Source organism: Phaeobacter sp. B1627 (genome assembly GCF_006265095.1).
In the GTDB taxonomy this organism is placed as follows: Bacteria; Pseudomonadota; Alphaproteobacteria; order Rhodobacterales; family Rhodobacteraceae; genus Epibacterium.
In genome coordinates this window covers 1-15,528 of the sequence record NZ_VCNK01000048.1, presented here as the reverse complement: position 1 = coordinate 15,528, position 15,528 = coordinate 1, and the positions used below count along the sequence as shown (strand labels likewise).

The window sequence follows — 15,528 nt, the reverse complement described above, 5'->3', positions numbered from 1 at the left end:
GTGAGATTGTCGATCTCCGCCTCCGAAGCCGGCGCCGCGCCAACCGTGCCAGAACCGCCAGTCTGCGTATATGTAAAGGACGGGAATGCCACCCCGCCATGGGTGCCTGTAATCACACAGCCCCCTGAACAGTCGATATTTGGAAGAACAGTCGTTCCGCCTCGCTGCAGAGTACCTTGGTGCGAGCCATTGCTGACGCTGTAAATCAGGTCTCTGGTGTCAGCGCCCGCAGCAAGATCAAACAGTTCAAATTCAGTCAAAGGTGCTGGGTTTGCGCGAATCGCGATAAAATCGTCATCATATGGGTCGTCCGCCGTGCTTTCCCCAGTACAGACGCCATCTGTCAGGTTCAAATTGATCGGATCAGATGGAACATTGTTCACAGGGCAATCTGTGAAAGCGGCCTGGGCTTGGACAGGGACAAGCCCCAAAGTGAGTAGGCAGGACAACGCAACAATCGCGAGCGCTCGAAACAAGGTTCGCGACCAGGACGCGCCTTTGTTTGTTGTTAGCTTCTTTAGTGACTGGCACTGGTCAATCATGAATTCATTCCAAACCAAAAAACTCTAATACAGAATTCAATTCGCGAGCAAAAATCAACCAGAGATCAACATGAAAACTGCAAATGTGATCTTTGTGGCAAGAGAGCGAAATTACAAGGGAATTTTACAGGACCCGCCGTTTTCCTAAAGGCACGGACGGCGCAGATAAACCCGACCAATCCCGAAAGCCTAGTCCCATTTGCAATGGATGATCCGATGAGAATCGGCTCCAAACGCGAGTTGCGCCTCCACATTCACATCAAGCATACCATCCAGCAAGCCCACATCGGAATTTAAAACACAACCGCCTGATACTGAACTGTATTTTTAGCGCCTGCATTGAATTGGGGTTAAGACGTCACATCGCCGTCACATCACAGCGGCTCAGCATGCGGTCGGTATAACGCATCGGTTGAATCCGGGCAGGCCGCAGACAAAGTAGCCCCCATACGCGGCCGCACTTCGACGAGATGCGAGATAATATTAATGATTAATATCAAATACTTACTTATGTCATGCTCACAGAGATCGAATTTCGGCGGCATTTAGCAGCCCGAGGTCGAGATGCGCCTCTTCCAGATTCCGACAAGCGGCCCCTCCAAGGCGCGCGCCTAGATTGTAAAAGATTCGATATTTTTTCGCAAAATAGCAGGCTCCCCTTGCCAAATCAAGCGCAGAGCCCCTTCATAAAAAGTTCTACAGAACAGCCCTTGCCTCAGTCCAATAGTATCTTGAGCCGACTTGACATTTCATTGTTGATTTTTGGAAACAACTCGTGTGACTGTATGCCATTGACGTCGGAACCGACGGCACATGGCCAGATGACGCGCAGCCATTTGAGATTGCGCGTCCCGTATTTTTTCGAAGCAAAAATTAAATTTGGCATACTTGAAGAACTTGAGGGGGAGTTATGTCGGAGCCATTTCTTGCAGAAGTCCGTATGGTGGGCTTTAACTTTCCGCCACGAGGCTGGGCATTGTGCGACGGGCAGATCCTGCCGATCAATCAGAATCAATCGCTTTATTCGCTCCTGGGGACGACCTATGGCGGAGACGGTCGAACTTCTTTTGCACTGCCCGATCTAAGGGGACGCACGCCGGTTCACCCAGGCAACGGCCATCGGGTCGGCCAGAAGTCCGGTGAAGAAACACATGCCCTGTCCGTGGTGGAAATGCCACAGCACACGCATGAGGCAATGGCCATTGGCAAAACCGCGAATTCCGGCTTGCCGGCAGGCAATATGTTTGCCCAAGAGCTGGATCCCGACTTTGCCTATAGCCCCCCAGCGGGTGGCGGATCAGTCGCTTTGCGTTCTGGAACGATCACCAATGCTGGAGGGGGTCAGGCGCACAACAACATGCAGCCCTATACCACAGTAAATTTCTGTATTGCCCTGCAGGGGCTTTTCCCCTCGCGCAACTAACCCTGGAAAGGACATAGGATGGCAGAACCCTTTGTAGGTGAAATTCGTATGTTTGCAGGAACTTTTGCGCCTCGAGGCTGGGCCTTTTGCGACGGGCAACTCTTGGCAGTTTCGCAAAACGATGCGCTTTTTTCGCTCTTAGGCACGATTTACGGTGGTGACGGGAGAACAACTTTTGGCCTGCCGGATCTGCGCGGGCGCTTGCCGATCCATGCCGGGACCGGCCCAGGGCTCACCCCCAGGCGCCTTGGGTCAAGGTCTGGATCCGAAACTGTTACTCTCACCACCAATCAATTGCCAAGTCATAGCCACACGTTTAACGCCATTCGGCAACCCGCAGTGTCGACCTCCCCCCAAGACCATCTGGCTGCGGAAGGTGTCGGCGTCAATTTCTATACTGAGGCCGACCAGGACACAAACATGGCATCGGCGATGATCACCCACACCGGGGGAAGTCGGTCGCACACGAACCTGATGCCATTTCTTTGTCTGCATTTCATTGTGGCGCTGTTCGGCATCTACCCGTCACGGCACTAGGAGGCGAATATGTCTGATCCATTTATTGCAGAAGTCCGGATCTTTGCCGGTAATTTTGCGCCGCGCGGCTGGGCCTTTTGTGACGGTCAGTTACTGCCCATCTCTCAGAATACGGCCTTGTTTTCGCTGATTGGAACCATCTACGGGGGAGATGGGCGCTCAACCACGGCACTGCCTAACCTTGAGGGGCGCGCACCAATGCATCCCGGACGGGGGCCAGGGCTGACATCGCGCAGACTAGGAGAGCGTGGGGGCTCGGAAATGGTTAGCTTGACCGAGCAGCAAATGCCATCTCACAGCCACACTGCTCGCGCAGTTGGAAACAGCAGCGGGACGACCAATATACCTTCGACAGCAACTGCGGTGGCTCGAACGTCTCGTGACGACCTTTACCACCCAGCAGAAACAGCGAGCGAAAATTTGTTTAGCCCGAACGCAGTGGGCTGGGCCGGGGGAAGTCAAGCGCACAACAACTTGCAGCCATTTCTTGTGATGAACTTCATCATCGCGCTTGTCGGTCTCTATCCGTCACGCGGCTAGCTTCGGCTTGCCTCGCAACTGTGGCCAGATGACCCTTTGGAGAAAACCGGCAAGTGCGAGGTTCAGACACGCTTATTGGAAGGACATATCGATATGTCAGTTGAAAACGCTAATCCAGAAGACTTTGCAGGCAGCGCGAATGTGGAGCCAAGCTATTTTCGGATATTTTTTGGCGCGATCACCTCAGGTGGGAGCTTGGTCTACAAGGATCAGACTGATCAGAATGTTGGTTTTGCAAGCGATTTCAAAAATCTGACCACGCTCAGCTACCTGCATGATCACCTCAACGCTTCGGTTTCCCAGGATGGCTACGTCAGCTTGCTTGCGGTGAACAGCGCCAATGACGATCTGATCTATATACATGAAGCACGGGGCGATAATGTCGCGGATCGCTTTGCGGACCCGCTGGATCTCGGCAAACCAGACGGCGTTACCGGCTATCTCGACACATTCCTGATCAAAGGGGTCACCGGCCGGGCCAATGTGTTCTGCACCAGTTCTGCGCCCGACAATGCGATATGGTGGAAGTACCAAAACGCCAACACCGTAAAGGAAGAGACCACCACCGTTGTGCCCCCCGGGACAACAGATCCGATTGAGGTGACGGCCCCAGTCGCGGCACCGCCAAGTCAGATTTGGTCGGACTGGCAACGGTTGCCCGGCGCGGTCAGCACGTTGACCGGCACCCAAAACGCGGATGGGCGGATTATTCTCACCGGTCTAAATGACAATAACGTTCCCTACATGAACATACAGAGCAGCATTCGCCCCCTGTTGCCGGAAGACTGGGAAGGTTGGGAAGATATCTCCGGTGGTTTGACCGGCTTCGACCAGTTGGTCTGTGACCTCGGCGTGAATGACCTTGTTCACATCTTTGCCAGTATCGGCAGCAAGATTTACATGAGGGTGCAGCTGCAGGTCAGTGTCGATAAATTCTCCGACTGGGCGCTTTTTGCCTCTTTCGCGGATCCAGTCCATACGATGGCCATCGGAACCGCGTCCAATAACGCTCTCTATCTGGTTGCTCAGGTCGGATCTGGTGCGAACAGCCCAGTTTACGCGAAGTATCAGACCCCAGAGGCAGATCAGCAATGGTCCTCTCCGCAAATTATTGCGCATGTCGCCAATGATAGCGCGCTTTTTTTGCAGCCCAATGCGGATACAAACTTGGATCTCTTTGCGCTTGAGACGGCGACAGGCGCGGCGTCCTACCTCAAGCAACAAACGCTTGCGCATTGGTCCGCGACTTGGGTGCCTTTGGGCACGGACTTGGCCGCGATCGCCCTGACCGAGGATGTCACTCCAAACCCGCCCTCATGACGATGGCACGCGACGCGGTCACACAGCCGGAAATTCCACCTCTGCACAAGGCGCGTTTCCCGCTGATAAAGCGCGCGGCAGAGTTCGGGGTATCCTATAGATGCATCCACGACGAGGACACTCCGTTTCTTATGGCGCTCTATCGATCAACCCGTGAGGTCGAACTGAATCGCACACCATGGTCCGAAGCCGAGAAGCAAGCCTTTGTCACAATGCAATTCGAGGCGCAGCATCAGCATTATCAGGCCCATTACCCCGCCGCGCTCTGGTTGATTATTCAGATAGAGGAGGCGCCGGTCGGACGGCTCTACCTTGAACGCTGGCAAAAAGAGCACAGGATCATAGACATTACTCTTTCACCTCTCGCGCGTGGCTTCGGAATCGGGGGGGGCATCCTGGAGGACCTGATGACAGAAGCCGCAGCCTTGCAAAAAGCCGTCAGTATTCATGTGGAGAAAGAAAATCCAGCCATGAAACTCTATCGAAGACTGGGGTTTGAGAAACAAGAAGACAAAGGCGTCTACGACCTCTTGATCTGGTCCGCAAACCCCTAACCGGTCAGAGGCGCAATCAGGTAAACACCGCTTCGTATTGGATTCCTGCTTCCTTCTCAGCGACAGGAACCAGAAACACGTCCTGTTCGCCAAACTCTTCCTGGTAAAGCTTATGTGTCGACTGACCCAGAAAAGGGTCTTTGGGGCCCTGCCAAAGTGTGGAAAATGCACCTCCTGGGCGCTCCCCCTGCCCCATAAGCTTGACCTCAACGAGATCCAGCGTCAGTTCCGGCGAGACAGATCGCACATCGAATGTTTTATTGAGAAACTTCTCGAAGTCGCCGATGCTGAGCATCTGTAATTCCGTCATTCCTGCCTCCAAAGAATTCCATTTTAATCAGTTACTTCAAGCCCAACATGCCAATAGATTGTACCCAGCAACGGCCAATCGGTAAAGGCAATTCCCCCAGCCCGCATAAGGCTCGGTAATCCTCCCGATTTTAACTGGACGAGGTCGTAGAACTTACGCAGCCATTTTCAGTTTCATTGCGGGTGTGATGCCGCCGATGCCCATGTTCGGTCGGTCATTGCTGTAAGTCCAGAGCCACGTGTGTGGCAAAGTGTTGGGCCTCCTCGATCCTGTTGATGATGTATTGGTCCAGCCAGGGAGCCATTCCTGACCGGCACGAAGGTGATGTCGGCGCACCAAAGCTGGTTCGGACGGTCGATCTGCATCTTTCTCAGCAAATACGGGAAGACCGGATGCTGCGGGTGCGGCTGACTGGTTCTGGGACCACTTCACCTGCCTTGCCCCGGGCAGGAGAGGCACATTGGATAGAATGACAGGTCCATACCGGTCGGACCATGATGCAGTCCGTCAATAGTCGTCGAAGTATTCGCGATGCGCCTCAAAGAGTTCGGAAAGAGTGCTGAGAACGCGGCGAAGATGCAGGCGCACGTGCTGACGCGCCGCAGGCTTGTCTCCCGATTGGATCGCGTCGAAGATGTTTCGGTGATCTTTGACCAGCTCCGCGATGTGATCCATGCTGGTGAGGGACAACACTCGCAATCGATCCAAATAGGCCTTTTCCTTTTGGATGATGTCACAAATCCGAGGGTGTCCAACCGCGTCAGCAAGTGCCAGATGGAAGTTGTCATCGAGGGTGCGAAAGGCCGTGCCATTTCCCGATTTCAACATTTCATCCTGGGAGGCAAGATTGGCCTCGATCTCGTGTACAGTTTCGCCACTCAGACCTTCATCACACAGCAGCTCTGCAATGGAGACCTCAAGCGACTCGCGGGCAAACTGTGCGCCCTTGATCTGCGGGATGGAGAGCCTGGAGACGAAATTCCCGCGGCTTGGATAGGTGACGATCAGGCCTTGGTCCCTCAGCCAGGTAAAGGCTTCCCGCACAGGGGTTCGTGACGCCCCGTAGACATTGCCGATCTCTGTTTCAGAGATAATTTGCCCGGGCTTCAAGCTCATCTCAAGGACCGCCAACTTAATCGATGAGGCGATCTGCTCCGCGGCCGGGCGATACGGGTCGATCTTTTGGACGTACTTTCGGGGCAGTGAAACTACCTTTGCTCGTTTGCTCAAGTTTGCCTCCAGCGCATCCAGATTTCTCAGTCTGTATACCGGAATTCCACCGGTTGACAACCGGTATACAGGAATGCAAACATTCTGAAAAACGCTCCGCAGGGATGGATATGGACACAACAAAACGGCCGGTAATTGCTCTGATCGGAGCTGGTATGGTCGCAAAGACGCATGTCGCGGCATGTGTGGATGCGGCCCAGAAAGTTCGCCTGAAGGGCATTTCCTCAAGGTCAAACGCACGCGCGGATGCTCTGGCAAAGGACGCATCCAGTCAGCTTGGCCATGATGTGATCACCTATGGATCCGTTGATGCGATTGCGTCCGATCCCGAGATTGACTTTGTCATCATCGCCACACCGCCCAATGTTCGACTTGAGTTGATCGAACCCCTCGCGCAGGCGGGCAAGCACATCCTTCTGGAAAAGCCAATTGGGCGTACAGCCGGGGAATCTCGGGACATTGTAGATGCCTGCAAGTCCGCAGGAGTAAAGCTCGGGATCGTCTTCCAGCATCGCGCACGTTCGGCATCTCAGATCGCGGCAGAGATGATCAAATCAGGCGAGCTTGGGCCGCTCGGGTTGGTTGAGATGAACGTGCCGTGGTGGCGTGAGCAAGCCTATTATGATGAGCCGGGGCGGGGCACCTATGAGCGCGATGGCGGCGGCGTCCTGATCAGTCAAGCCATTCACACGATTGACCTCGCACTCAGCCTGACCGGGCCTGTGATGTCGGTGCAGGCGATGGCAAAGACCACGAGGTTTCATCACATGGAATCCGAGGACTTCGTTGTCGCAGGTCTCGAGTTCACCAACGGCGCGGTCGGATCGCTGGTTGCAAGTACGGCGAGCTATCCGGGCGGCGCAGAGTCGATCACCCTCCATTTTCAGAATGCCACCCTGCATCTGGAGTCGGGTCAGTTGAAAGTGAACCCGCGCGATGGCGAGAAGAGCGTCCACGGCGACGAAGCCTCGACAGGCGGCGGTGCTGACCCGATGGCCTTCACCCATGACTGGCATCAAACCATCATAGAAAATTTCGCAAGGGTCGTGACCGGCGCTGCAGCGCCTTTTGCCTCTGGTGAGGACGCGATGGCGGCACACAACCTGATTGAAGCAATAACGCGCTCTTCCAAGAACGGAAAAATCGAGTATCTAAATTCATGACAAACGCACTTAAATTCGCAGCCATCGGAATTGATCACCGGCATATTTTCGGCATGGCCCAGAATATGATCGAAGCCGGGGGCGAATTCGTCGGCTGGTTCACCGAAGGCAATCCGGAGCCAACTGAAGGTTTTACCAAGCGGTTTCCTAATGTGCCGCGCGTTGAAACGGCAGAGGAACTGCTGGCTGATCCCAGTATCGAGCTGATCATGCTGTCTGGCATCCCACGAGACCGGGCAGCTTGGGCCATCAAGGCGATGGATGCGGGCAAGGATGTCATGAGTGACAAGCCGGGCTGTACCACCCTGGCGCAGCTCGACGACATCAAAGCCTGCGTTGCACGCACAAAACGCATCTGGACCATCGACTTTTCGGAACGTTTCGAAGTTCCATGTGTGACCAAAGCGGCCGAACTCGTTGCCGATGGCGCGATTGGCAAGGTTGTTCAAACCGTAGGTTTCGGACCACACCGCCTGAACCGTCAAACGCGCCCGGATTGGTTTTTTGATCGCGATGCCTATGGCGGCATCCTGACGGACATCGGAAGCCACCAGATCGACCAGTTCCTGTATTTCACAGGCTCTACCGATGCTGAGATCACGATGGCGAATGTGCGCAATTTTGCCAATCAGGGTGATCCGGGTCTGCAGGACTTTGGTGAGCTCGCTCTAAAGAGCGAGCACGGACATGGCTACATCCGACTGGATTGGTTCACCCCGGATGCGTTGCCCACCTGGGGCGATGGTCGCCTCACTATTCTTGGGACCGAAGGCTACATTGAGCTTCGCAAGTATGTGGATGTCGGTGGCGACGATGGCACCGATCATCTGATCCTCACCAACGGAACGCGCTGCGAAAAGATCAACGCAAGTGATGCAGGCATGCCCTACTTCACACGGTTGACCGACGACATCCGCAACAGAACCGAGACCGCAATGACGCAGGCGCATGCATTCAAGGTCTGCGAGCTTGCGTTAACGGCCCAGGCCATCGCAGAGGGGCAACTGTCATGATCAAAGTCGCAATTCTTGGCTCCGGCATTGGGAAAGCCCATCTGGATGGGTATCGGCGACTGCCGGAACGGTTTGACGTCAAGTTCATGTGTGACCTGGACACCACGCGCGCTGCAGCGGCGACCGAGAATGATCCAAAAATCCAAATTGTCAGCGACATAGCGGCTGTTTTGTCCGATCCGGACATCGACCTCGTCGATGTCTGTTTGCCGCCGCACCTACATGCTCCCGTGGTTATCAAGGCATTGGAGGCTGGCAAGAATGTCGTTTGCGAAAAACCGATCGGACGCTCCCTGGCCGAAGTGGCGCTGATGCAGGCCGCGATTGAGAAGACCGGCGGCAAGGTTTTTCCGGTGTTCCAGTATCGGTTCGGCCTGGCCTTCTCGCAATTGTCGGCCCTCATGGAGGCCGGGTTGGCGGGCAAGGCCCTTGTTGCCAGCGCTGAAACCCATTGGAACCGCGAAAAGCCCTACTATGACGTTGCCTGGCGCGGAACCTGGGAGGGTGAGTCCGGCGGGGCTCTGCTGGGCCATGCAATCCATTCTCACGACATTTTAAGCAACATCCTGGGGCCCGTGGCACAAGTTGCGGCCTTCACCGACACGCGTGTGAACGACATTGAGGTTGAAGATTGCGCCGCAGTGTCATTGCGGATGGAAAGCGGCGCATTGGTGACGAGTTCGGTCACGCTCGGTGCCGCCCCCGATACCTCGCGGTTGAAGCTGTGCTTTGAGGGATTGACCGCCGAAAGTGGATCAAACCCCTACGCGCCGGCCGAAGGCATCTGGCACTTCACCGCGCGGGGCGCAACCAAGCAAGAAGACGTTGATCGCGTTTTGGCCGAGGTCGCAGCACCCTACGCTGGGTTTGCGGGGTTCCTGGACGCGATCGCAGATGCCTTGAGCGACAATGGGGGTAAGGAGGTTACCTTCGAAGACGGCCGCCGCTCAATCGAGCTGGTTACGGCCATTTATACGTCCGCTCGGGAGGGGCGGCTGGTGCAACTTCCTATAGGGAAGGAGGAAGCACTTTATAGCGGGTGGTCGCCTGCATGATCTGACAATCAAACGACCAAACCAACGTCAAATGGGGAGGAGACCCAATTGAAACTTAAACTATCAACCGCACTTGCCGGTGCGACACTCATGTTGGCCGCTGGCTCAGCCTCTGCACAAGAAATCCGTGTCATGTGCGGAGCAGATGGAAATGGCTGTGAAATCTGGGAAGACATCCTGACCGGTTTCGAAGAAGAGAACCCCGGCGTCGACATTGTGATGGACGTGGTTCCATATAACGCCATTCTGGAAAACTTGCCGGTACAGCTTGCGGCCGGAACAGGTCCGGACATTGCCGGTGTAACGGATCTTGGTGGCTTGAATGAGTATTACCTCGACCTCACGCCCTATGTTGATGCCGACTACTGGAACAACAGCTTTGGCGACTTCCTGAACTGGTATCGTGCGGGTCCGGATGACACCGGCATCTATGGTTTGCACACGCAGTTGACTATTACCGGGGCCTACATCAACAGGACTTTGTTCGATCAGGCTGGCGTTGCCGTGCCTGCGGCGGATGCCGATTGGGATACCTGGGCGGCGGCAACGCGCGAAGTCGCGGAAAAAACCGGGGTTGAATACCCAATGGCAATGGATCGCTCAGGCCACCGAATTGCCGGCCCGGCGATTTCCTACGGTGCACAATACTTTGATGAGAATGGTGACCCGATACTGGTCGATGACGCCTTTGAGGCCTATGTCGCCAAATTTGTCGGCTGGCATGAAGATGGCACCATGGCACGCGAAGTGTGGGCAGGTCAGGGCGGCAACTCCTATCAGGACGCATCGAAGGAATTCATCAACGGCGAACTCGTCTACTACTACGCAGGTAGCTGGCAAGTGGGCCGGTTTGATGAAGAGATCGGCGATTTCTTTGATTGGCAAGTTGTTGGTTCGCCATGTGGCGTTGGTGGTTGCACCGGTATGCCCGGTGGGTCAGGTTTGGTTGGCTTCAAGCAGACCAAACATCCTGAAATGGTCGCAAAAGCGCTCGACTTCCTGGCGCGTGAGCTGAACTACACAGAAATGACCGCACGAACGCGGAACATTCCAGCGCACCTCGGGGTCGCTGAAAGCGGTGTCGACTACGTTGATGCGTCTGACACTGCGGCGGCCGCGCTGAATGCCTGGGGCGCTCAATTGCCAAAGATTTCACCTATTGCATTTGCCTATCAGGGCCATCCTCAAAACCGGGCGATGTTCAACATCACCGTCCAGCGCGTGACGCAAGCCATCGTGGGTGAGCTTCCATTGGAAGACGCCATGAACCGAGCGAAAGACGATCTCGCGGCTGTTCTGGCAGAGACCAAGTAAACACACGACGCGAAATTGGGTCACGGCGCTCTCGGCTGCCGTGACCCGTCAAAAAAACTTTGAGGCTGATATGCTGAGCGTGCTTTCTTCAATAATGCGGATTGTCGAGATTCCGATGCTGTTCCTGCAACATAAGCTGGGAATCAATCGGTTGGCCTGGGTGTTTCTTGCGCCCAACTTGATCTTGTTCGGCGTATTCACCTTTCTGCCGATCTTTATCAGTGCCGTCTATGCGCTGACAGGGGGCGACAAGATCCTGCTCGAAGACAGGCCTTTCGTCGGAATGCAGAACTTCCGGACGTTGGGCGACTGCGGCAATTTTCTCGATCCAGACACATGCCGGAGCGACTTTTTCTGGCGAGCCGTATGGAACACTGTGTGGTTCGTGATCCTGCAGGTCGGCTTTATGGTGGGGCTCTCGCTGTTGACAGCCCTCATTCTGAACCAAAAAATCCGAGCCAGAGGGTTCTTTCGTGCGGTGTTCTTCTTTCCGGTGCTGTTGTCTCCGGTTGTCGTTGCGCTGATCTGGAAGTGGGTTCTCCAGAAGCACGGCGTACTGAACGCCGTATTGGAAGGCGTCGGATTGGAAGGCCACTCGTGGATGCTCGACAGCACCTGGGCCTTCGGTTGGTCCGTGTTTCTCTCGGTCTGGGCCCATATGGGGTTTTACACGCTCATCCTGCTGTCAGGCCTGCAGGCAATCCCGCGCGACGTTTATGAGGCCGCGCTGATGGATCGTGCGAGCCCCTGGCGCACTTTCCGCCGCATTACGATGCCGCTCCTGGCGCCAACGATGCTGGTGGTGCTTGTGCTCGCCCTCATCAAAGGTGTGCAAACGTTTGATGAGGTCTTTGCCTTTACCGGCGGCGGCCCCGGTTCGGCTACAACACTGATTGTTCAGTATATCTATCAAACAGGATTTGCAGGTGCACCGCGTCTGTTCGGTCTGGCTTCGGCCGCATCGATGATGCTGGCCTTCGTTCTGATCGTGCTGACCGCATTGCAGATGCGCGCCAACCGGAGAAGTTTCAATGGGTAATGTTTGGGGATTTCTGACGCGGACGCGGCGTGGCAACGGTCGCATGGATTGGACCGACTGGGTCACTTACAGCTATCTGTTTCTAGGTATCTTCGTGATGTTCGCGCCGGTGATCTGGCTTGCGATGTCCTCGTTCAAAACAGAAGCAGAACTGTCCCGGTTCCCGCCTCGCTTCTTGCCTTATGCGCAGGAGACCATGGCCGTGGACGGATACGACGAGCCCCTGGCACTCTTTGATATCCAAAGCGGCGAGCACGCGGGCAAAACACTTGCCCAAATCCGCCGCGTCGGCTTGGTTGCGCAGATGGTGGACCCTGCCAATCCTTCCGAGAAACTCAGGGTCGATGTCGCGGATCGCGAGCCTCTCGAAAAACTCAGCTTCGCTTGGGAAAACTACACCGAACTGTTTGAACGGTTCAATTTCTTGAGGTTCTTCTGGAACTCTACCTTTATCACCGTGATGGCCACGCTGATCATGGTTCTGGTCAATGCGATGGCTGCATTTGCGCTCTCGAAATACAAATTTCGCGGACAGACGGGCGTTTTGATGCTGGTTGTGGGCACATTGATGGTGCCGCAGACGGTCATTCTGGTGCCGCTGTTTCTCGTTACCAAGGAACTGGGAATGCTGAACAGTCTCTGGGGCGTGATCGTCCCGGGCGCAGCGACCCCAACGGGCGTCTTCTTGCTGCGACAGTACATGATTACCATTCCTGATGAGATCATTGACGCGGCCCGTATGGACAAGGCCAGCGAATGGAAGATCTTCTGGCGGATCATTATTCCATTGTCGGCGCCCGCCATTGCTGTGCTCTCGATCCTCGCGATCATGTGGCGGTGGAACGATTTCCTCTGGCCGCTGATCGTCTTGAACCAAAGTGAGAAGTTCACGCTCCAACTGGCCCTCAACTCATTTCACGGTGAAATGCAAACCCAGTGGAACAACCTCCTGGCAATGACTGTGTTGACGCTTCTGCCCATCGCGACGGTGTTCATGTTCCTGCAGAAATACATTGCAACCGGTATCGCCTCGACAGGCGGAAAATAAAATAAGGAGACTGCCGAGATGGCGAGTATTGGGCTGAAGAAAGTCAAAAAGTCATATGGGGCCGCGCACGTCATCAAGGGCATAGACCTCGACATTTCGCATGGGGAGTTCTGCGTATTTGTCGGGCCATCTGGATGTGGCAAGTCGACACTGCTGCGGATGATCTCAGGCCTGGAGGATATCACGGACGGCGAAGTGGTTATTGACAGTGAGGTTGTAAACGACATCCCGGCTGCTGACCGTGGCCTGGCCATGGTGTTCCAATCCTACGCGCTATATCCGCATATGACAGTGCGCCAAAATCTGTCGTTTGGCCTGGAAAACATAGGCACGCCAAAGGCTGAAATCGAAACCAAAGTGGCCGAAGTCTCTGCCATGCTGCAGATCGATCAGCTTCTGGATCGCAAGCCGAAAGACCTGTCAGGAGGCCAGAGGCAGCGGGTTGCCATCGGCAGAGCGGTGGTGCGTGAACCTCGGGTTTTCCTGTTTGATGAGCCATTGTCCAATCTCGATGCTGAGTTGCGTGTCGATATGCGCGGCGAGATCGCAGCCCTACACAAGCGGCTGGGGAACACCATGATCTACGTCACCCACGATCAGGTGGAAGCCATGACCATGGCCGACAAAATTGCAGTGCTGCGCCTTGGTGCGCTTGAGCAGTTTGGCGCCCCTCTGGAGCTCTTCAACAACCCGATCAATCTCTTCGTTGCTGGCTTTATCGGTTCACCCAAGATGAATTTCATCGAAGGTACCATCGACGACAACAATGTGAATTCGCTGACGCTCGCAACGGGAGAAGCAATCGCAATCCCTTCCGATGGCTTCAATCAGGTGTCTGGTCAAAAGGTCACACTCGGCATTCGCCCCAAAGACCTGCAACCCAAGCCGGACGGAAGCCTGCAGATGGAAGTGAGAACCGTCGAGCAGTTGGGTACGGAGTCATATCTGTATGGCCGGCTTGCCGACGGGACAGGGATCACCATTCACAGCGCCGGTCAAACCACGGTCGAGCCGGGCGAGATGATCTCCGTCGGGGCAGCGGAGAAGACGATGCACCTGTTTGACACCGAGAGTGGTCTCACACTGCGCGCGCAATAGCTTGGGAGAAGGTCGATGAAACAGACATGGCGATGGTTTGGCCCTGCTGACGAGATCACTATCTCGGAAGTGCGTATGACCGGTGCTGAGGGCATTGTGAGCGCTTTGCATCATGTGCCAACCGGAAATATCTGGTCTCAGGATGAGATCAGGCAAAGACAGGGGGAGATCAGCCATTTCAACGGCCGGCCAACCGGCCTCCAGTGGGATGTCGTTGAAAGCCTGGTGGTCTCGGAGCAGATAAAGTCTCAATCTGGAAACTATCGGGATCACTTCGAAAACTATCGCCAAAGCTTGAGAAACCTTGCGGCATGCGGTCTTCGGACGGTGTGTTACAATTTCATGCCCGTTCTGGATTGGACACGCACGGAACTGACCGCGCGACTGGAACACGGCGGCACTGCGATGCGATTTGACCTTGTTGATTTCGCAGCTTTTGACCTCTTCATCCTTGCGCGCCCTGCTGCGGTGGAAGACTATTCCGATGAGTTCCAAGAGACCGCCAAGCAACGCTTTGCGACTATGCCAGATGACGCGAAGCTCCGATTGTCGCAGAACATCGTCGCCGGGCTGCCTGGCGCAAACGAAAACTGGACGCTTGATGCGCTGACGTCTCATTTGGATGTTTACCGGGACATCGATAGGGGCCGGCTGCAGGCGAACCTTGTGGATTTCCTGTCCGAGGTCGTACCAACGGCAGAAGACCTGGGGATCCGCCTGTGTTGCCATCCCGACGATCCTCCATTTTCCCTTCTTGGCTTGCCACGCGTCATGTCCAGCGAAGGCGATTACAAACACATCCTCGACGCTGTAGACAGTTCGGCAAGTGGCGCCACGCTCTGTACCGGTTCGCTTGGGGTGGCGTCAGATTTCGATGCCGTTCGCTTCGTTGAAAATCTCGGCCATCGCATTCATTTTGTCCACTTGCGCAACACCAAGCGGCATGAACCGAGCGATGGCCGCAAAACAAGTTTCCATGAATCGGAACATCTGGATGGCGACAGCGATGTGGTCGGTGCCGTGCATGCGTTGATGCGCGAAGAGCGCAGGCGACGCACCGAGGGGCGCGAAGATCACATTATCCCAATGCGTCCGGATCATGGGCACTCACTTGTCTCAGATCTCGATCGCCCGATGATGCCGGGCTATCCGCTTGTTGGCCGATTACGAGGATTGGCGGAGTTGCGCGGTATCATGTCGAGCTATGATCAAATTATGTCTTGAGCGAGCACCCCACCTGCTGGACGGTAGTCTTCCATAGCCGAGATCATGCGGGGGTAGCCCTGCACGCTGCGCTGATACAGAAAGCAAAGGCAAAAGCCCGGTAATCCCCCCTAAAAAT

At 55.3% G+C, this 15,528-nt stretch carries 16 protein-coding genes and 2 pseudogenes; 13 read left to right on the top strand and 5 right to left on the bottom strand.

The window, feature by feature from the left end:
• A partial coding sequence (locus FGE21_RS18780) for a hypothetical protein (RefSeq protein ID WP_139664946.1) occupies positions 1-542 on the bottom strand: 542 nt, incomplete at its 3' end.
• A 910-nt stretch (positions 543-1,452) separates the two neighbouring features.
• Between FGE21_RS18780 and FGE21_RS18775 the strand changes: the two genes are divergently transcribed.
• From FGE21_RS18775 to FGE21_RS18755, 5 genes are read left to right on the top strand one after another with little or no spacing between them, the layout of a single operon-like run.
• The gene (locus tag FGE21_RS18775) at positions 1,453-1,965 is read left to right on the top strand and encodes a phage tail protein (RefSeq protein ID WP_139664945.1); all 513 of its coding nucleotides are present in this window, start codon (positions 1,453-1,455) and stop codon (positions 1,963-1,965) included.
• A gap of 18 nt (positions 1,966-1,983) precedes the next feature.
• Positions 1,984-2,502, top strand: a complete 519-nt coding sequence (locus FGE21_RS18770) for a phage tail protein (protein WP_139664944.1) — start codon at positions 1,984-1,986, stop codon at positions 2,500-2,502.
• A gap of 9 nt (positions 2,503-2,511) precedes the next feature.
• Entirely contained in the window at positions 2,512-3,042 is a 531-nt protein-coding gene (locus FGE21_RS18765) for a phage tail protein (protein ID WP_139664943.1), read from the top strand.
• 36 nt (positions 3,043-3,078) lie between these two features.
• Positions 3,079-4,362 (top strand): hypothetical protein, encoded by a 1,284-nt coding sequence (locus FGE21_RS18760; protein WP_255731665.1) that lies wholly within the window; start codon positions 3,079-3,081, stop codon positions 4,360-4,362.
• Positions 4,359-4,916: a GNAT family N-acetyltransferase gene (locus FGE21_RS18755; protein ID WP_139664942.1), complete on the top strand. Its 558-nt coding sequence runs from the start codon at positions 4,359-4,361 to the stop codon at positions 4,914-4,916. Before FGE21_RS18760 ends, FGE21_RS18755 begins: the two co-directional genes overlap by 4 nt.
• Positions 4,917-4,932: 16 nt before the next feature.
• On the opposite strand, the gene FGE21_RS18750 is transcribed toward FGE21_RS18755, so the two are convergent.
• From FGE21_RS18750 to FGE21_RS18740, 4 genes and pseudogenes are all read right to left on the bottom strand, one after another.
• Complete coding sequence (locus FGE21_RS18750) at positions 4,933-5,226, bottom strand: hypothetical protein (RefSeq protein ID WP_139664941.1); 294 nt, start codon at positions 5,224-5,226, stop codon at positions 4,933-4,935.
• Between the two features lie 153 nt (positions 5,227-5,379).
• A pseudogene (locus FGE21_RS18745) lies at positions 5,380-5,521 on the bottom strand (IS3 family transposase); the annotation flags it as partial.
• Positions 5,520-5,648: pseudogene (locus FGE21_RS20525) on the bottom strand (IS3 family transposase); the annotation flags it as partial. The pseudogenes FGE21_RS20525 and FGE21_RS18745, both read right to left, overlap by 2 nt.
• 85 nt (positions 5,649-5,733) lie before the next feature.
• Positions 5,734-6,456, bottom strand: a complete 723-nt coding sequence (locus tag FGE21_RS18740; RefSeq protein ID WP_176695488.1) for a GntR family transcriptional regulator — start codon at positions 6,454-6,456, stop codon at positions 5,734-5,736.
• A gap of 110 nt (positions 6,457-6,566) precedes the next feature.
• Between FGE21_RS18740 and FGE21_RS18735 the strand changes: the two genes are divergently transcribed.
• The 8 genes from FGE21_RS18735 to uxuA all read left to right on the top strand — a co-directional run bounded on the left by FGE21_RS18735 (position 6,567) and on the right by uxuA (position 15,410).
• Positions 6,567-7,619, top strand: coding sequence for a Gfo/Idh/MocA family protein (locus FGE21_RS18735; RefSeq protein WP_139664939.1), 1,053 nt, complete (start codon positions 6,567-6,569; stop codon positions 7,617-7,619).
• Positions 7,616-8,632, top strand: coding sequence for a Gfo/Idh/MocA family protein (locus FGE21_RS18730; protein WP_139664938.1), 1,017 nt, complete (start codon positions 7,616-7,618; stop codon positions 8,630-8,632). The genes FGE21_RS18735 and FGE21_RS18730 overlap by 4 nt, the downstream gene beginning before the upstream one ends.
• On the top strand, positions 8,629-9,687 hold the full coding sequence (locus FGE21_RS18725) for a Gfo/Idh/MocA family protein (RefSeq protein ID WP_139664937.1): 1,059 nt from the start codon (positions 8,629-8,631) through the stop codon (positions 9,685-9,687). Before FGE21_RS18730 ends, FGE21_RS18725 begins: the two co-directional genes overlap by 4 nt.
• A 48-nt stretch (positions 9,688-9,735) precedes the next feature.
• On the top strand, positions 9,736-11,001 hold the full coding sequence (locus FGE21_RS18720; protein ID WP_218062792.1) for an ABC transporter substrate-binding protein: 1,266 nt from the start codon (positions 9,736-9,738) through the stop codon (positions 10,999-11,001).
• A 70-nt stretch (positions 11,002-11,071) separates the two neighbouring features.
• Positions 11,072-12,040: a carbohydrate ABC transporter permease gene (locus FGE21_RS18715; RefSeq protein WP_139664936.1), complete on the top strand. Its 969-nt coding sequence runs from the start codon at positions 11,072-11,074 to the stop codon at positions 12,038-12,040.
• The gene (locus tag FGE21_RS18710; RefSeq protein WP_139664935.1) at positions 12,033-13,088 is read left to right on the top strand and encodes a carbohydrate ABC transporter permease; all 1,056 of its coding nucleotides are present in this window, start codon (positions 12,033-12,035) and stop codon (positions 13,086-13,088) included. Before FGE21_RS18715 ends, FGE21_RS18710 begins: the two co-directional genes overlap by 8 nt.
• Positions 13,089-13,106: 18 nt before the next feature.
• A complete protein-coding gene (locus FGE21_RS18705) occupies positions 13,107-14,186 on the top strand; it encodes an ABC transporter ATP-binding protein (RefSeq protein ID WP_139664934.1) in 1,080 nt (359 codons plus the stop codon).
• A 15-nt stretch (positions 14,187-14,201) separates the two neighbouring features.
• Positions 14,202-15,410 (top strand): mannonate dehydratase, encoded by a 1,209-nt coding sequence (gene uxuA, locus FGE21_RS18700; RefSeq protein ID WP_139664933.1) that lies wholly within the window; start codon positions 14,202-14,204, stop codon positions 15,408-15,410.
• The last annotated feature ends 118 nt before the right edge of the window (positions 15,411-15,528 follow it).